Raw genomic sequence first — 18,275 nt, 5'->3', positions numbered from 1 at the left:
AAACTAGCTCGATAGCTAGGAAAAACTTGATTGATAAAGTAATCTCTTTTTTCATCATAGCTATATGTAGAAAATTCAGGTCTTATCAGAATAGATTCCATTAAAGGCTGCAACAAATTTTGATAACTAGCATCTATCAAAAGAGGTTGTACAAACACTTCTCCTTCCGTTGTAATTCTCCCACCTTCTCTTCGACAAACAGAAATTTTTTCAATCAGAAACGATTCATACTCTTGCTTTATTTCTTGAAAGAGAACCTCTGCTTGTAAAAAGGTGAGATAAGGAAGAGTTTCATCAAAATGAAATTGTTCTTCAGCTAGAGTATTCTCATCTAGCTGCTCTATCAAAGAATTGAGCTTCTCATCTTCTGCTGGAGAGTGGTTAGGAGACCAGCTAACTTCCATAAATAATTCATCTTGTATGGGACATTTTCTTGCTTTATTTAGAAGTCTAAATGCCATAACTACCTACTTTCTAACTTTTAACAAAGTTAAATAGCCACTCTACAATGCTTGGACCAATAGATACAACAATGATCCCTATAGCTATGGATAACCAGTGCTTTTTCATAGCTGCTTTTGTGTCTCGTCCTCCCAAACTATAGACAAGGCCAGTAACAACCAGACCTAGTGCAAATAGAAAAATGCTGATACCTTGTATTTTAGTGATTCCTTGTTGTGCAAGGTTTTTAGTTTTTTCAAACGGATCTGCCGCATACACAATATGAGTAGATATGCCTGTTAAGAAAATAGCAAGAGAGGAGAAATAGATTTTACTTTTATTTCTCACCTTAGTTAGTTGTTTTGTCAAATATGATTTCATGATTTTCCTCCTTTATTATCATTTGAATTTGACTTCTTTATTTTAAGGGATAATATTTTTTTAGTTTTTAATGGGACAAATCAGAAAAATTTTTTTCAGTTGAATAAGTCATTCGAATGTTTAAAAATATCAAAATGCAATTGACGAGGGTCTTTTCGGGGATTTTCGGAATCTTTTTCTCCCTCTACTTGAATATGAACCATGTATTGGTAAGTTTCAGTATTTGAAAGTTTTAAAATAATATCTGAAATAGGAGCTTGAACTTTTCTTTTCAATAATCGTTCAAGTGGACGAGCACCATTTTTAGGATCTGTTCCAAGATCCACTAAATAATCCAGAACAGCTGGGTCATAAGATAAGAACAGTCCCCTTTTCTTCGTCCGTTCCTCGATTTCTTTCATATTTTTCTCCACTATTTCTTCTAAATCTTCTCTTTCAAGTAAATTGAAAATCACTTTGTATTCAATTCGATTTAAAAATTCAGGACGAAATTCTGTTTTGAGTTCAATTTCCATGCTAGCTTCAAATTGAATTTGTTCCCGTTCTGTTAAATGACGAAGACTGCCTTTCATAGCCGCTTTTGTCAAAAGCTTTTCTTGACCAATATTCGTTGTCATAATCACAATAGTATTTTTGAAACTGACTAATCTTCCGGTCGCATCCGTTAATCGACCATCATCAATCACCTGAAGAAGAAGATCATAGATGTCTGGATGAGCTTTTTCAATTTCATCAAGCAAAATAACGGAATAAGGTTTTCTTTTGACTCCTTCTGTTAAAAGTCCCTTACTTCTACGATTTCTATCTCCAATCAATTTAGTGACATCACCTTTTTGAGAGTATTCTGACATATCAAATCGAATCAACGCTTCTTCATCATCAAATAATCCTTCAGCAAGAGCTTTTGACAATTCGGTTTTCCCAACTCCAGTTGTTCCTAAGAAAAGAAGAGATCCAATTGGCTTGTTTTCATCTTGCATTCCAGCTTGACTAATTTTAATCACTTCTACAACAGCTTTGATAGCTTCATCTTGTCCTTTTACTCGCTGATGAAGCTTTTCTTCTAAAGAATCTAAGCGTTCTTTGTTTCCCTTTAAAACAGTAGTTACTGGAATACCAGTTTGCTTCTTCAGCACTTCTGCTATTTCCCGTTCTGTAACAAGTTCTTGTCCCTTTGAAGAAACTATAGTAGCAGCCTCATCTAGCAAATCAAAAGCTTTATCAGGAAGAAAGCGATCAGGAATATAACGGGTAGATAGTTTCACGGCTTGACAAACAGCTTCATGACTGATTGAAACATTATGATAGTCTTCATAAATTTCTTTTGCTTGTCCCACAATTTCAATCGCTTGTGCAATTGTTGGCTCTTTAATGAGAATTGGTTGGGTTCTGCGTTCCAAAGCACGATCTTGTTCAATATACTCATGAAATTCATCTAATGTAGTAGCACCAATCAACTGAATCTCTCCACGAGACAAAGAAGGTTTCAAAACATTTCCTGCATCTAGTGATTCTCCATTCTGACTCCCAGCACCGACCACTGTATGAAATTCATCAATAAAGAGTAGATTTTGACCAGGAGTTTTCTTTAATTCATCAATGATGTTTTTCAGTTCTGTGATAAAACTTCCTTCGCTCTCATTCATTAAACTAGACAATTCAAGGGAACGGACAGTTAAGCCTTTTAATGTTTCGGAAACACGATCTTGTAAGATTTCCAAAGCTAATCCTTCTAAAATTGCTGTTTTCCCAACACCAGGTTCACCAATCAAGATAGGATTATTCTTCGTTCGTCTGCAAAGAGAGATAATAACAGCTTGAATTTCTTCTTCTCTTCCGTACACTTGATAATCCTTTGGCTTTTGACTAATTTTTTGAGATAAATTCTCTGTAAATTGGTCTAAAAAAGGAGTCTTTGATGCCTGATTCAACTGCTCTCACCTCTTTCCTCAGTAGCTACAATTTGCTTCTTCAATTTTTCTTTAATCGCATCCACAAATTCTCGTGGGTTAATTTTTCCTTCACCAATTTGAGATAAGAAATTTTCCCATCCTCCTGTTGTTTCTGGATTAGAAAATTCATTATCGTATAAAAAGTTAATCAGGAGATAAGCTTTATTAGTTGGTGTAAATTGGCCTGTTTTCTTATCTTTTATGACATACCCCCTATCTTGAATCGTCTGAATAATAGCTGCTTTTGTAGCTGGAGTTCCAAGTCCATATTTTGAAAAAATAGAGCCAATCAACTGACTTTCTGTAATGCGTTTAGGTGGTTTTGTCACCTCTTCACAAACGGAAATCATACTAGAAACTTTTTGGTCCACTTGATAATGAGGCAAGAAGACATCTTTTCGAATAGTTTGATTTGCCCACTCAATCCAACCGAAACGAACCATCTTTCTTCCACGTGTCACAAATTTTAAACCTTGATTTTGCAATTGAACAGTTGTTGTTTCATAGCGACAATCTTCCGCGAACATTAAAATAGTTCTTCTTGTGACTGCCTCATAAATCAAGCGTTCTTGAGGTGTTAAAGAAAGCAGATCAGGAATTTTTTCAGTTGGAATCAGCGCATAGTGACTGTTTTCTCCAATTTTTTCAGGATTTACATAGTTTTTTCTTGCTTCAGGGTGTACCACCTCAAAAGAACACTGTAATACCTGTTGATAAGCAACTATATTACTTGACAAATAGTCAAATTCTTCTTGTGTAATATAGCGACTATCTGTTCGAGGATAAGACAAATATTTTTTAAGATAAAGCCTCTCTACTAACTGCTCTGTCATAGAAACATCAAACTTCCAACGTTTAGCAGCATACTCCTGCAAGTCAGACAAGCAAAATAGAGGAGGGGCTACCTTTACATGTTCTTCTGATTCAATAGAAGAAACTGTAGAAATCTCTGACAAGTTTCTAGCTATTTTAAATACTTCTTCGCTATTATAGTAAGGTTCAGAGTTTGAAAAGACGATACCTGTTTGCTTATCTTCTAGCTGTAATTTCCAATAAGTCTGTGGAACGAAATTTCTTATGCTAATATCGTTTTCACATAAAATCCGAACTGTAGGTGTCTGAACACGACCAACTGAAAAAAGATTTTCTTTCTTTCGTAAGACTTTTCCTGAATGTTGAAGGGACAAGGTTACAAAAGGGGATAAGTTCATCCCTACTAACCAATCACTTTGCGCACGGGCTTCTGCTTCTAAATAATAGTTATAAGTCTCTGTTGGATCTCTTAAATTTTGAAAAGAGCGTTGTAAGCCTTTTGGGGTCATGGAGTGAACCCACAATCGTTTCCAAATTTTTTCTTTTCCTCCTGGAATATGAGACAGAATAGAATAAGCAATCCGCTCTCCTTCACGATCAGAATCTGTTCCAATAAGAACACGATCTGATTTTTTAACTTCTTGATAGATAACATTAAAACGATTCTTGCTTTTATTGTTGTCTTTTAAGTGCTGTTTAAAAGATACATCTAGTAAAGGGAGTTTTTCTAAATCCCAGTTGTTATTTGGAGGTTCATATTCAAATAAGTGTCCTTCTGCTGCAACGATATGAATTTCTCCTTCAAGGTAAGGACTCTGTTGAACAATCCATGTCATTCCTTTTTTGCGACCTTCTCCTAATGCAGCTGCATAGGTTGCCGCCTGATCATCTTTTTCTGCTAATAAAACGGTAATCATTGTTTTTCCTTTCGTTTTTTATCATTAGTTTAAAGGATAATAATTTTTCCGTTTTTAATGGGACATTTCAGAAAAAGAAAACAGATACTCCTAAAAAGGAGTACCTGTTTTCAAATTTTTATGCCTTTGTTGGGAAATAAAGAGCCAAAATTCTGTCCTCTATTTCTATTCAACTGATAAGGTTTTGTATGTTTCTCAACACTTTTTAGAACACATGAAACCGTATTATGAATACGAGTTATGGATTGATTTAACTCTTTATCATTCAAATTCTTCAATTGATTCGTCCAATGAGACATATACTGAATGGCTTTTTCACTGGTATCTAGTCCAAAATGCTTAGAAACTAAATAGCTTGTCATCTCAGCTTCCAATTCTTTTCTCCCAGTCGAAAGACCAGAATCATTTTTTCCTTTACGAAAATTATGCAGCGTAGCATGAGCTAACTCATGAATCGTTGTACCAATTTTCTCTCCGATTGAATTATCAGGATTTAATAAGATTTTCTGTTCGGTTGGATAAAAAACGCCTTTGGCATTGCCTAAAACATGATGCTCATCTGTTGAAATAGAAACTCCAAGCTTTTGAGCATAGTCTTGAAGTCCTAATAGAACTTCTTTTGTTTTAACTTTATCTGTTTCAAAGTTATAATGGCGATTTGGCATCGCTTTAGGATAAGCTTCTGGTTTTAGATTCGTTTGGCTTAGTTCAAATACTTTATATAAGGTAAATTTCCCTTGTCCCGTCTCCAAATCTCGTACCTGAAATTGAACAACCTTCAGTTTTCCTTCAGCAATCAATTGTTTTTCTTCTAAAGAGGCTTCTTTTTTCTTCTTAAATTTTGGATGCCCTTTACCATTGATTACCTGTTTCCCATTCTCATCGAAAACCGGAATCATCTCTTCCATTACTGGACGAAAAAGAGTGATTTGTGCATGTTCTCCAGCTTTGACAGACAAGGTTTGTTTAGTTACCTCTTGACTGTTACCTGTCCTCTTATTAGTAAAAGTATTAGTTGTTTGAACAACATCATCAGAACTGATTCCTAATGTTTCTCCTAACGCTTTCCATTGATTAAAGGTTGCTACAGCATTTGCTCCCGGCCATTGTGCTTGAACTAAAGCAGCATTTCTAGGAGATAGAGTTGGAAATTTACTCATAAAATCCATATAATGAGCTAACTCTTCTGGTGATTGAGTAAACTCACGAACCTTTTGAAAAGCTATTTCACTTAGTTCATAAGCAGAAGCTTTCGCATAATCAAATGGAACATCTGAAGAAAATTCTTCAACTTGACTCTTTTGTTGATTCTCACCAAACTGGTTTTCTTTCAAGAAAGCATCTACTTCTTCTTGTGAATAGAGACCTTTAGAAACTTCTTCTGAAAGAATCTGTTCAACTAAGCCTTCTAAATTATCCTCAATTTGGAAGACATTTCCCCAGTCACTACCATAAGCTAGATAGCCAAGTATTTGATTTTCTTTTAAAACAGCTAAACTCCAAGGAGCAGGCTGTTCTGTTAAAGATTCAACAGCAGTTGAACTATGAATATCTAATTCTAATTGATAATCTTTTCCAAATGATTCTTGATGTGTATAAAGCATTCCCCCATCTGTTAGAGATGAACCCATCAAATCACTTTCCCTTGATAATTTCTCCTGAAGTTCAGGAATGGAAGCTACTAAAGCCTCTTTTTGGTTTTGTTTTGTAATCTCTTCAACACGTCTTGCCAAGCCATCTTTTAATTCTTGCTTGGGAGAAATTGTGGAGACTTCTTGACCCATTTCAGCATCTTCTGACACCGATTCAAGAACATTCAAACGTCTGGCTAAGTCTTTTCCTAATTCCTGATTAAGGCTTTGATTTTCCAGCTGAGGAAGTTGTTCATTTTGTGGCTCAATTCTCTCAAGAATTTCTTCGTATTGTCTATTTTTTAAGACTGACAACATTTCCTTGCCATCATCCTTAACATAATCGTCATTGATAGCCAGTTGCTCTATTTGACCATTACGTTCACGGTAAATACCAAGAATTGTCTTTTCAGTCAACTCTTGTACATTAGTTGCCAATTCTCCTTTTAATTTCATCAAAGAAGCTGGTATCTTCTCGTTCCCTGTATCTTTGAACAACAGAAGAAAATCTTCATCCTTTGATTTAATGGCTTCGCTCATGTTCAGATTATGCAGTTTTTCAACACTAGTTAAATCATCTAAAACAAATGATTGTGGTTCTAAAATATCCTGTAACATAGGAAGAACCTGTAGTTTATCTTTAATTGCATTACTGATTAACACTCCATCATAAGAACCATAACCAGACGCAAAATCTTCCAAAAATTCTGCAGCTCCTTTACCTTCTTCAAAAGGTCTAATTCCTGATAAATGAATAAAGTTTTCTTTTTGGAAAGTAACTTCTAAGATATTTTCAATTCCTTTATCTGCATAAATAAAGCTAATCTTACTATCTGCAAGTTCATCTAAATACCAGCGTGCTGTAGATTGAATAGATGGTGCATATTGATTTAACCGCTTCAAATCTACTGGTGTTATTGGATGATAGTTTCCTATTCTTTTTTGCACTTCCGCATAATTTGTGGTAAAATGTAAGTAAGGATAGGATGATGTAGGGCGGCTGGTAACAGACCGTTCAAAGGTACTTGTTTCAAGTACGGGTGAGGTGCTACCTTCAGCTTCGGGCTGTAAAGAACCCGTGCCACCATTGGTCCTATCAATCATTTGCTCTTGACCTCGGTCAGGAGCTTTTTCTTTTTCAGCTTGAGCGACATTAGTTGTTTCTTCAATTTCGGCAGATGATCTAAGGTAAATTTCTGTGGCTTCTTCGTTAATATCATTAGGAAAAAGGCTTAGGATATCCTGCCCATTCACTTCTACATTGAAATTCCCACCTGCTGCAGAATCAATTGCCATCAGGGTATCTAACGGTGTTCCTCGGCCAGATTCGGACAACAGAGAAGACAGTTCTCGACGTTGCGAACGCTTCAGTTTTTTATTTACAAATTGGTATAGATCTGAAACATTGTCAAACTCTTTTGAGAGTTTATCAGTAAAAACAGTATAACTGTTAACTGGCTGAGTGACTGTGATGGCTTTCCACGGTTTGGCTGAAGGCTCTTCATTCAGTAGACCTTTTTCTTGAGCGATGGTAATAAAATCCTGAACAGAAAATTGACTCAAGGCTTCTCTGTCAATATCACGGTTTATATAGTGTTCAATGAAGCGATACATCGGATCCGTATTAACTTTCCCAAGGTCAATGAGCAACGATTGATAACGTACGTCATCGTGATAGCTATTGGATTCATTTAAGACCTCTTCAGGACTGTATTTTTGCATGAGACCTATCGTCTCCGCAAATGAGCGTCTATCAAATTTAGTTCGGAACTCCTGCTCCTCTTTTTCTGCCACACGATCAATATTTTTTTCTGAATAACGATAGGTCTCAATAGGAGTATCTGGATTATATCCAAGATTTTCTTCAAGAAATTTTTGGTCAATCCGCTCAATATCAAATCCCAAAGCCACATGATCAACTTTTTTTCCATCCTCAGAAACTAGTCGGTTCATTAAGGCATCTACTTGCTTTGATGGGGATAGCATATCCAATTCCGCATAGTGATTCGCAAATAAATACCCGTCTAGATAGTAAGCTATATCTTCTTGACCATTAGGCAAATAGATATAGTCAGTCTTAACATCTGAAATTCTTGTTTTGAAAAACTCACGAATATGTTCTTTTTGTGTATCTGAAAAAGGTTCCATTTGACCAACTTCAGCAATGTCCTTTTCTGGGGGAATCACTTCTACAGATCTATCTTTTAATTTATCTAGAATTTGTTCATATACATCTACTGAAATTTCAGTTTGTCCAGTAGAATGTTCAAGATATTCTAACAAGTGATAAGGAACTAGCTGATAAAAATAGTCATTATTTGGTGTATCTATCTGATTTGCAGGATAGCTAAGAATATTCCATGTATCTCGCCCTAAGCTGTTTAGTGGCTCACTAATAGACTTACCCCAATTCTCTGCTGTTAGACTATCTAGCCGTTTGTTAAGATTGTAAGCACTGATTGCGACTTCTTCTGAGAAAATAGTAGAGGTGTCAGAACGTCCTAGTTCTTTTTGAATCCCTTTTAATAACTGGTACATTTGATTTTGTTCAGGTGTGCCTTTTTCTTTGAAACGCTCAATATTCGTTTCGTTAATACTTTCAAAGAAAGAACGATGCTCTTTTAGTGCATCTAACGCTTCCTGTCTCAGTTGCTGCATAGGGTAGCTCCAACCTGTATAGTTGACTAAAGTATAGAAGTAAACCTCGTCAGATAAATGAATACTTAATTGTCCTCTCTGAATCTTATTTTGAACACTCTCTGTTAATGTTTTAATAGTGCCAGTCAAACTACCATAACTAATTTGATTAGCGTAACTACGATCTGCTTCTTGAGCTAATTCTAAATAAGGAGTTGGGAGGTTTTGAGCGAGTTGCTCAGATAGATCTTGCTTTTCCGTGCCAATATCATAGCGAAAATTATTGATTAAACGATTCCCTTTTTCATCTGTTAAAGCAAAGTAAGTCTTATCATAGCCTAGCTTAAAACCTATCATCTGCAACTCGTTTTCTTCATAGAGTTTAGAAATAAAGGACTTGTAAGGAATAATATCCCCAGATGAATATTGTCTTGAGAGTTTTTTGTTTTCGGTAAAGTCAAATACAACCTGCAATTGCGGCTCTGTTAGCTGCTCCTGATTTTCTTCAGATTCAGTGACTCCTTGTGCTTTTGAAACGTGATATTCTGCACCAGCTTCTTGCACTTCCTGAACTTTCTTTTCTGGAGATATTTGAAGATTATCAAACTGAGATTTTAATTCTTTTTTCGTTAAAACTTCTTTAGAAATCAAAACTTGACGCTCATCAGTCGCTAATTCTTTTTGCTTAAAATCAGCTAGTTCTTCCGGATAATACCCTTGATAATGATATTCTTCTCCATCAAAACTATAAATATGTGATAAGTTTGTTCCAGGAGTAACCGGTCGGCTAAGATAGTCATTCCAATCTGCTTTATCTTGATTGCGATAGAGAATTGGTGGAATATCAATTTGGACTGGGATTTCTTTTTTCAAAAAGTTCGTAATAAAATTGTGACCTGCAGTATCATTATCCACTGCTAAAGTAATCATATCAGAACGTTTTCCATCTTTGAAGAATCCGTTCTGAGCTGCAATATTGACACCATCTGCCAATTGTTCACGTGACCAATTAAGCGGTCGTCCTGATAACTCTGATTGTAATTGAGCCAAATGAAAGCCTACTGTTGATTCTTTTAAACCATCCATAGCCACTAAGCGTACATCATTCAAATGATCTTTATTTGCTTGATAATAGCTCATTAAATCAATTGAACTTTCTGCAAAAACAAGGCGTTTAGGATTTCCTACATCAACACTAAATCCTTGCATGCTATCTGAATTTTGAATAATTTGCTTCAAACGACCACGTTCAGGATGTTGAACTCGATTTTCTACAATCCCTTGCAAACTAGCACCAACTAGCTTCCCGTCTAAATCTTTATACTTAAAGACAATGACAGGTTCAAAATAATCTCCCTTTTTTCTAGTAGCTTCTGCCATTTTTCCAGAAGTTAAAAAGAAATTGATTGTTTCATCAGAAAGACCTCTTTCATTTTTTAAATAGTTTCTAGCAATTTCAAAGTCAGGATGCTCATATTTTTCCATAAGATAACGGAATGGTTCTTGTTTCTCTTGCTTTCCACTATAATCAAATGTTTTAAAGACACCATCATTTAAATAATCAATTGCTTGATTAAAATTGATTTCTTTTATTGTTTCAACCAAAGCAATCACATCACCGCCCTGATCTCTAGAAAACCATTTCCAAACATTTTTGTTTGGAGTAATGACTAAGCTATCATGTTCTTTCCAACGATAATCACGACCAGCTCTTTCTAATTCCATTCCTAATTGTTCCGCAACATCCAAAATATCACGTGAACGAGCTAAATCTACCCTTTCTTTTCGACTTTTACTACCATAATTTGCCGATTTCGAGGTTGTTTCGTTTACCATGTTTAAACTCCTTTCTCTTTTTAAAAGCATTCATATTCTAAGCAAGGTTCTGCTTCTTCTGGCTGAAGAAATAGTTCTTTTGATAATTGAACTAACTCACCTTTACCAAGAGATTGAAACAGCTCAGGATTATCTTGATAACTAATAACCATCTCTAAATCCTTATTTTTACCCAAGCCTTCGTAAAGGACTTGATAAGTTGATGGATTAGTGGAACGAATCAACCAATCTTCATCAAAATCAAATTTTTCAATTTGAACATCTGGAAAATATAGTTTCATAATGAAAACTCCTTTCAATTTTACTTTTAGTGTAAGAGATAATTAAATTTCTTGTTTTAATGGGACATTTCAGAGTTAAAAATCGCTACAAAAAAACCTTCAAGATAGACTTGAAAGCCTTTTTTAATTGATTCAATTATCAAGTGACACTAATAGGTTCTCCAGTTTGCCAATCGTATCCTCTCTTAGCTAGCATTCTTCTTGCTGCCTGGACTGATCGATTATCTGGATGTCCTTGTGCTATCTTCAGCGATTTCTGGATTCGTGTAGGTGGTTTTATTTTTCCAGAAGCTACTAAATGATCATATTCTTGTATTGCTTTATTTCGTCTATCGTGATAACTATCAATATTTATTCTAGCTTCTTTCGTGAACTTTTCTCTTTGCTTCCCACTTGAAAAGTTTCTATTTCCTCTCATCTTATCCTCCAAATAGTCACTAATTGGAAAACTTAGTCCTTGAAGTCCAAGAAATTCATTTCTAGATAGTATCAGTACTTCTGTATCTACCATATTTAAACTCCTACTTTATTTCTATTTCATCCAAAATATAATTCTATATCCTGTTCACTATAACCAGATTTCTTCGCAATCCAAGCAAAATCACTATATTTCTTAATTTCACCTGTTAAAAGATTTTTTCCCTCTAACCAAACAGAATGATCATTTTCTTGTAGTGATATAAACTCAATTTCACCAGCTGAAACTAGAATCTTCTTGCCAATAAATTTTGATAAATTTCCTTTTTTAACAAGTTTGGCAGATAGTTTACTAGTCGGTGTTTCTATCGCTTTCATTGAATCGTGATATTGGGCAATAAGCGCTTTTGCATTTGCAAGTTCTTGAGTTGCTTTCATATCAACCGTATAGCCATCTTTTTCTAAGATAAGCTCTGTTCCTGCTGAAAAATAACTTGTGTTATTATCTAAAATTAGTCTTAAGTTGTATGCGGCATAATTATATTGATTTTTTCTCATTCCATATGCCCAAGCGGTTTCACTGTTCAAACCTTTTGAATCTGTAAGCCGTACTTTTGTATAATTTGATAAGTTCATTATCGATCTCCTTTTATTGTTTGTTGTTATTTAATAAATTATTTAACTTCTTATGTAATAATTATACCACATTTAGTTGTTTTGTCAAGAAAAATACATAATAAATTAAATAACTTTTTGTTTATTTTTTATCATTCGCATAATGAAGCCAATTAACATTTGATTTAAATAAAATTTCGGTACAATGATGAGAACTTTTTTGCGCAAAAAAGTTTTAAAAAAATTATAAAAAGCACTTGACAACTAAACTGTGGTTTAGTATAATTAAACCATAAAGATAAACCACAGTTTAGTAAAAGGAGTTAAGAAATGAAAGCAATCCCTTACCAATACATAAATTTTGTTACATCAGAAGAAGAAAAACATCCAGCAGAATGGATGGAATTTAGAAAACAAGTAAAACAACATCTAAACGATGAACAAAGATTAGTGCTATCAGTATTAAACTTTATCCAAAAAGACCAAAATCCATATGATGATTTAACCGAACAGTACGACAAAGTAAAAGAAACAATTACTAGCCTTAATCAAGAAGCGCTTGCTTATCTAGATAAATTGCTGAACAAATATAATTTAAGACGAGACTATTTATAAGGAGATAGAAATGAATACATTAACTAACCATGTTATTCCGAATGGAAAAGAAGTGGTAAAAATAAATACCTTTGGAAAATTTACTGTAAACAATGATAAATTGTGGGCTCGTTTATTGGCAGATAACGATAACCTGCCCACTCTCCCAATGTACGAAGACAAGCCAGCTTATTGGGATAGATTGCTAGATGATATTGTCAACGAGTTATCTAAAGAGCGTGTAATTGGTTTGACTAGTCCAGTTTTTGAGCAATATCGCGTCAAAATTGCTGACGAAATCCGTTTTGCTTATTTCCAAGAGTATTGGGCTGTTTATGCCGCCAAAACAAAAAACAGAAAGGATTTTAGAAAATGAGTAAAATAGCCAATATGAATGTTGTAAAAGCTGCACTTACAGACCATACTGCCTATGAATTAAGTAAAACTCTAGGGGTAAGCGAGGCGGGGATTGGTAAGTGGAAAAATGGAAAAGTAGAGTTGGAAAACATGTCATTTGGCAATGCCATAAAATTAACTGAATTTTATGGCAAGAAAGGGATGGAACATTTTGACGAAGTAAAAGATATGTTTTACGAAAGCATCCCTGAACTCATCAAAAAAGATCCCGATATAGCTGCCGCAAACATCATTAGTCAAGTTGAGATGTTACTAGCTGCTTTAGAAGCTAAGAAAGATGTAGAAACATAAACGTATCGACGTACTAACATATTTTTGTTAGTGCGTTTTTTATTTTTGGACTTTATATTTGTTGCGCTTGCTCTTCTCTTTCAGCACGTTCATCGGCTCTTACTTTTTCCATAAAGGCTCGCATATTTCCTTTTTCCGCATTTTTTAAAGCAAGAGTCAAACCACGCATAAAATCTTTTGATATTTTTAAAGGTGCTTGACTTTGTTGCAAACTCGATTGTCTTATCTGCTGCTTTTCTTGCAGACTTTTAGAAACAGCTTGAGCGATTTTACTTTGTTTCTCACTTTCGGATTCAGGTAATAATTTCCGATATAATTTTTTCAATTCAGAAAAATGAATGGCGTTTTCTTTTTTTAAGTTTTTTATTTGACTATCATCTTTAGTCTCAGCAATAATCTGGTTATTGTTGTAAATACGATGTTTCACCTGAAAAATAGTCACATGCGTCTTTAGTTCATCTATATAGCCCTCTTTTGTCATCTCCTGCCCTTTTAATAGGGAAAGGATACTTTTATCTTCAAGAGACGAAACAGCTCTTATTTCAGCATTTAAACGGTTTATAGGGAGTTGGATTTTTTCAGCCGAAGCTTTTGAAATTGAAAATTGGACACTATCTTCAAATTTTTGAGATAGTTTTTCTTTTTCTGCAAGCTCCCCCTTTTTTAGTTTAAAATTCGGAGTCAGTTGAAATTCGATATGTTTTAGTCGCTCTTCAATCTCTATTTTTTTAAAAGTAACAAAAGCTTGGTCATTTTTTAAAGGATTCATCTGCTCTAATAAACGTTTTTGAATTAACAAAGTGGCTTGCTGCTCTTTTAACAAACTTAACTTTAAAGCATAGCGGAAAGTTCCTAATTCCTGACGCTCTTTCTCTGTTCGATTTGCTTTATTTTTAGCAGCATCCACTAGCTCTTTTAATTCATCTGAAGATAGCAAAGATAACTGTTTCAAATTCATTCTTTTATTCAGAACATCTTCTTGTACTTGACTAATGTCGTAAGCTTTAGTTGGAACAAAAGTTGGCTTCCCAGCTTTGTTTCCATTAACTTCAGGTTTTAAAATTATAATGGGTATAGCTTCTTCAGGGACAAGATAGCCCATTTTCTCCCAAACATCAGCTAAGTGTACAAACGTAGCATCTGGACACTGTTGTCGAATCCTTTCTTGATTTCCTTTAGAAAAGTCTTCTATATTATTTTTAGGTTCGACATTGGCAATTCTAGGCACCTCTTGCTTAAATTTTTGTAGAATCTGATTTCCTAAACGCTCTCTCAATTCATGTTCTCTTCGATGAATCAATTTTTCAATCTCATACCCTTTAGACTGTCCTTGGCTGCGAACAGCTTTTCCGTTCACGTATCGCAGCTTTTCGTAAGTTTGATTTTTTTCAGCTGAATAAACTCCTTCGTACATTTCTAAAAATTCTCTTGTTTCCGTAAGAAATTTCTGATAATCTTCTTTCCCTTCGTTTTCAAAGTAGGAGTCAAGATATTTGTTTATAAAGAATTTACTGACTGCAAAATCTTTCGCATTAGAAGCATACCGCCATTGTTTTTCAAAAGGCAAATGATTATAAGCCTGCTCCAAAAAATTTTTTTCAGCTGAAAGCGTCACTTGATTATTTTTAAAAACATTTGTTAAAAGATCAGATTTGAGATTAGCCAAAACTTGTTCTTTTCTGACAATCATATTACGAGTCTGTTCATTGATTAGTCCATGAAATACATCACTTTTTAGCTGCTTAATAGTTTTTTGAGAAAAGTTCCCTCGATATTCCATTCGACCACGTGGACGATAAAAAATCTTTTCCCGGTTTGAGTTGATTTCAGAAAGTCCAATATGCACATGAATATTATCTGTGTTGAGGTGAATATTTCCCCACCAAAAAGCTGAATCTGAAAGTCCTTCTTTTTGAATGACTTTTGGCATAGCTTCACGGATAACATTTTTAATTGCTTGTTGATCAACATGACCAGTTGCTTTATCATACAACCCTTCTTGAGCCAAAAATTCATTATCAAACGAGATGACTCCTTGCCAAAGCAATGACCCATTTTGATAAGCTCCTTCTAAATTTCTTTTTAATTGATCCACACGTTTTGTTTGAAGATAATTAGCATCTTGATTAAAGACAGCAGTCCATTCCTGATTTTGTTGTTCAGTCGCATAAGAACGATTCATATAATCAATGTATTCTTTAAAATTTAAATTTTGTTCAGGAACAGCTTTTTTGATTTCTTTAATTTGTTCTTCTGTCAAATCTTCAATCAATTGCTTGTGATTTTCTAAAAATAAATCATTCTCTAATTCAACAGCTTCATCTCGATTTGTATAGTCAACATACTGAGCGTTTGCCTCAGTATATTGCAGCATAAAAGTGATGTTTGGACTCGTTATTTCACTCACTTAAAACCTCCTTAATGAGAATGTTTAACAGTTTGACCTCGTGCAATGTCTTTCTGAATCACATCCTGAATCCGAGCTAATAATTCGTGTTGTTTAGAATCTAATTTTGAATAAATTGATTCTAAATCCTGCACATCCCATTCCTCACCCTTCGTGATTGAATGGAAATTAGTTAATTCAAGATAAAGTAATTGATCCATCTGCTTCTTCAACTGTTTAATTGCTCTTTGACTTTCATTTGGAGAATTTTCAACATCCTGTTTCAATTGAGCCATTCGTTCAAAATAACTCATTTCGTTTCCTGTTTCAACGAATAATTGATAAAAGGTTTCCAGTAAAATTGTAAATGTCGCAGAAACTGTCTGTTTGTGAGAAAGAAATTTATTTTCTTCTCTTCCCAAATAAGCAACAACCTCTTCAAACTTCTGCAAATTTTTTTCGTTACAATAAATAGATAATCTCGATTTCATTTGTTTTATCGTACTCCTTTTTTATTTTATTTGTGATGTTCCTGTTAAATAATTTATTTCATAATTTGGTTGAACATTGAAGATATAAATATCAAATGAGATAGTTTGGTCTTCAATACTTTGCGCTTCTATCCGAACTCCTCGACAGACTAATTCAACATTTTTAAAAAGAGGGGTCACTCGATAACGTACATGATGACCTGTTGTCTTAATATACTGAGCAATGATATTTTCATAATAAACCATCGAATTTTTTTCAGCCGAAAAGTTAGCATTCAATGCTCTTGTTCCAGTAAATAAATTTTTAACATTCGCATTTTCGCCACTCAATTCAAAAGCAATTAGGTGTGATCGATTATATAAATAATCCTTTTTTCCGTTAAAAATAATTTTTTTATTTTTCCAACCAGAAGGATAAACAAAAGAAATGTCTTCTCTTTTTCCTTGCGGCATAAGTTCTCTCCCTAACATAGCATTCGCTTCACCAACTCGTCCTAAAAAATCTAAATCTGAATAATGTTCCCAAGCACCTTTTTCTAAACTCAATTCCTGAGAAGTAAATTGAGCTTTTTTATTAACAGATATCACTTGTTGTCCGTCAAAAACTTTTTTCTTCAAAGCAGTATTTTGTTTTTGATACTGGTCTTTGATGGCAAAATTTTTTTCTTCAGGTGAATCAGTAAAAGCCAGTTGCTCTTTAATATCATGTTTGGTAAAAACGGTAGTTAATTGCTCACGATTTTGGGGCTGAATTAAAAAAATAACAATAAAAATGAGAGCAATTACTGCAAATTTATTTTTCTTCATCTGTACTCCTTCCGATTATTTTTCTGTTTCAAGAGCATCTAAATCATCTATAAATCGTAGCCAATCTGTCGTCAATTTTTCGACAACTTCTTGTTTCGCATCCAAACTAATTTGACGAATTTCATTTTTCAATAATTGATCTAAGATTTCTTTTTGTTGAAATTTAATTTCTGATAAAGTTTTCGCAAATTGATTCTGATACAAATTCAATCCATCATTGTTTACGATGTTTTGAAGTTGGTCAAGCATGAATTGATTAAAGCTAGAAAACTCATATTTTTCGCAAATCAATTCAAGTTGAGAAAATATTAAATTAGGTACAGTCCGAATTTTGATTTCTCTAGTCATCACTTTCTACCTCACCCTCATATTCTAGCCAACGAGAAATATGATTGGCGTATTGATCCATTTTATCTTCAAATGTTTTCAGTTGCTCTTCTTGTTTTTGAACCTGCGCTAAAATAAAATCATTAGTCAATTTCATATTTTCTAAATGACTCAAATATAAACTTTCTGAATGATTAAATTGTCCTTTCGCAATTTTTTCACGACAGACAGAAAGTAGAAACTGATTGAACGATTTTGCCTTTGATTCTTTCGCTAAAGCTTTCAAATAATTCACTTCGTTTTTTGATAAACCTCGGATTAAAATATCCATAATTTTATACTCCCTCTATCTTTTTATTTTTATTATTTTGAAAGAAAAATTATATTCTAATTGATACAAAACAGTGCCCTTCTTTTTTCTTTTGACGAGGCAAAAGCCAAAAGAAGCAAAAAAGAAAACCTCAAACTCGCAACATCACGAAAACAAGTTTTCTATTTTTGCGGTTTTCCAAGCCTGAAACACCAGCAGGGCTAATGCCCTCCTGGTGTTTCAGGCTTGGAAAAAGAGCATAAGGGAAACTGTCCCCACGTTCCGTGTGGAGTTGATAGTATCAACGTTTCCAGTGATATCAATTTTCTCGGTTTCACCTACTTTTACATACACTAATAAATACATTTACTTACACTGTGTGTTAATGTCACACGCTAAATACATACATTTACATACCTTTCTATTCCTGAAAAATAAATCATCATATCATTTATTCAAGAGTTAATTCTGATGAATTTCAACTGAGAAGTCTTGCGTTTTTGCTTCATTTTGTTTTGCTTCTTCACGAGCTTTTTTAACTGCTAAACGTTGTTCTTTTTCCTCTTCTTTTACAAGTGTTAATTCAGATTTTAACTTAGATAAAATTTCTTCATATGACAAATTTTTATCTTTTTTGAATTGAATTTGCATATAAATTTTTCCAATTTCTTTTTGAAGAGTTTCTTCCGCAAGTTTCTGTTCTGCTTCCAAAGCGATAACTTTTGCCTTTG

16 protein-coding genes and 1 pseudogene are annotated in these 18,275 nt (G+C 34.0%); 3 read left to right on the top strand and 14 right to left on the bottom strand.

Annotated features, from left to right (window positions below):
- The 8 genes and pseudogenes from HMPREF1654_RS09640 to HMPREF1654_RS09605 all read right to left on the bottom strand — a co-directional run.
- Nucleotides 1–461: pseudogene (locus HMPREF1654_RS09640) on the bottom strand (hypothetical protein); the annotation flags it as partial.
- 13 nt (nucleotides 462–474) lie between these two features.
- Nucleotides 475–822, bottom strand: coding sequence for a TrbC/VirB2 family protein (locus HMPREF1654_RS09635; protein WP_003078042.1), 348 nt, complete (start codon nucleotides 820–822; stop codon nucleotides 475–477).
- Between the two features lie 95 nt (nucleotides 823–917).
- Nucleotides 918–2,753, bottom strand: a complete 1,836-nt coding sequence (locus HMPREF1654_RS09630) for an AAA family ATPase (RefSeq protein ID WP_003078038.1) — start codon at nucleotides 2,751–2,753, stop codon at nucleotides 918–920.
- Nucleotides 2,750–4,504: a type IA DNA topoisomerase gene (locus HMPREF1654_RS09625; RefSeq protein ID WP_003078034.1), complete on the bottom strand. Its 1,755-nt coding sequence runs from the start codon at nucleotides 4,502–4,504 to the stop codon at nucleotides 2,750–2,752. The genes HMPREF1654_RS09630 and HMPREF1654_RS09625 overlap by 4 nt, the downstream gene beginning before the upstream one ends.
- Nucleotides 4,505–4,614: 110 nt before the next feature.
- Nucleotides 4,615–10,608: a PBECR4 domain-containing protein gene (locus tag HMPREF1654_RS09620; protein ID WP_003078023.1), complete on the bottom strand. Its 5,994-nt coding sequence runs from the start codon at nucleotides 10,606–10,608 to the stop codon at nucleotides 4,615–4,617.
- Between the two features lie 20 nt (nucleotides 10,609–10,628).
- On the bottom strand, nucleotides 10,629–10,889 hold the full coding sequence (locus HMPREF1654_RS09615; RefSeq protein WP_003078036.1) for a hypothetical protein: 261 nt from the start codon (nucleotides 10,887–10,889) through the stop codon (nucleotides 10,629–10,631).
- Between the two features lie 139 nt (nucleotides 10,890–11,028).
- Nucleotides 11,029–11,400, bottom strand: coding sequence for a hypothetical protein (locus HMPREF1654_RS09610; RefSeq protein ID WP_003078078.1), 372 nt, complete (start codon nucleotides 11,398–11,400; stop codon nucleotides 11,029–11,031).
- A 26-nt stretch (nucleotides 11,401–11,426) separates the two neighbouring features.
- Nucleotides 11,427–11,942 (bottom strand): hypothetical protein, encoded by a 516-nt coding sequence (locus HMPREF1654_RS09605; RefSeq protein WP_003078028.1) that lies wholly within the window; start codon nucleotides 11,940–11,942, stop codon nucleotides 11,427–11,429.
- A 309-nt stretch (nucleotides 11,943–12,251) separates the two neighbouring features.
- Here HMPREF1654_RS09605 and HMPREF1654_RS09600 point away from each other — a divergent pair, with 309 nt between their 5' ends.
- Genes HMPREF1654_RS09600 through HMPREF1654_RS09590 form a run of 3 tightly spaced genes read left to right on the top strand, consistent with a single transcriptional unit; the run spans nucleotide 12,252 to nucleotide 13,223 of the window.
- Nucleotides 12,252–12,536, top strand: coding sequence for a hypothetical protein (locus HMPREF1654_RS09600; RefSeq protein WP_003078083.1), 285 nt, complete (start codon nucleotides 12,252–12,254; stop codon nucleotides 12,534–12,536).
- A 10-nt stretch (nucleotides 12,537–12,546) separates the two neighbouring features.
- Nucleotides 12,547–12,891 carry a hypothetical protein gene (locus HMPREF1654_RS09595; RefSeq protein WP_003078002.1) on the top strand — a complete coding sequence of 115 codons (345 nt, stop codon included), beginning with the start codon at nucleotides 12,547–12,549 and terminating at the stop codon, nucleotides 12,889–12,891.
- Nucleotides 12,888–13,223 carry a helix-turn-helix domain-containing protein gene (locus tag HMPREF1654_RS09590; protein WP_003078081.1) on the top strand — a complete coding sequence of 112 codons (336 nt, stop codon included), beginning with the start codon at nucleotides 12,888–12,890 and terminating at the stop codon, nucleotides 13,221–13,223. The genes HMPREF1654_RS09595 and HMPREF1654_RS09590 overlap by 4 nt, the downstream gene beginning before the upstream one ends.
- Nucleotides 13,224–13,275: 52 nt before the next feature.
- Here the strand turns inward: HMPREF1654_RS09590 and mobP2 are convergent, their stop codons facing one another.
- The 6 genes from mobP2 to HMPREF1654_RS09560 all read right to left on the bottom strand — a co-directional run.
- Entirely contained in the window at nucleotides 13,276–15,630 is a 2,355-nt protein-coding gene (mobP2, locus tag HMPREF1654_RS09585) for a MobP2 family relaxase (RefSeq protein WP_003078061.1), read from the bottom strand.
- 11 nt (nucleotides 15,631–15,641) lie between these two features.
- Nucleotides 15,642–16,100 carry a hypothetical protein gene (locus tag HMPREF1654_RS09580; RefSeq protein ID WP_003078030.1) on the bottom strand — a complete coding sequence of 153 codons (459 nt, stop codon included), beginning with the start codon at nucleotides 16,098–16,100 and terminating at the stop codon, nucleotides 15,642–15,644.
- A 21-nt stretch (nucleotides 16,101–16,121) separates the two neighbouring features.
- Nucleotides 16,122–16,907 (bottom strand): DNA/RNA non-specific endonuclease, encoded by a 786-nt coding sequence (locus HMPREF1654_RS09575; protein ID WP_003030123.1) that lies wholly within the window; start codon nucleotides 16,905–16,907, stop codon nucleotides 16,122–16,124.
- Between the two features lie 15 nt (nucleotides 16,908–16,922).
- Nucleotides 16,923–17,255, bottom strand: a complete 333-nt coding sequence (locus HMPREF1654_RS09570) for a hypothetical protein (RefSeq protein WP_003030124.1) — start codon at nucleotides 17,253–17,255, stop codon at nucleotides 16,923–16,925.
- Nucleotides 17,248–17,565 carry a hypothetical protein gene (locus HMPREF1654_RS09565; protein ID WP_003078059.1) on the bottom strand — a complete coding sequence of 106 codons (318 nt, stop codon included), beginning with the start codon at nucleotides 17,563–17,565 and terminating at the stop codon, nucleotides 17,248–17,250. The genes HMPREF1654_RS09570 and HMPREF1654_RS09565 overlap by 8 nt, the downstream gene beginning before the upstream one ends.
- Nucleotides 17,566–18,006: 441 nt before the next feature.
- On the bottom strand, nucleotides 18,007–18,275 hold a 269-nt coding region (locus HMPREF1654_RS09560), incomplete at its 5' end, for a hypothetical protein (RefSeq protein ID WP_016670435.1).

This window comes from Streptococcus intermedius SK54 = ATCC 27335, assembly GCF_000413475.1.
Classification (GTDB): Bacteria; Bacillota; Bacilli; order Lactobacillales; family Streptococcaceae; genus Streptococcus; species Streptococcus intermedius.
The sequence above is the reverse complement of the archived record's forward strand: the minus strand, read 5'-3'. Positions and strand labels throughout refer to the sequence as shown.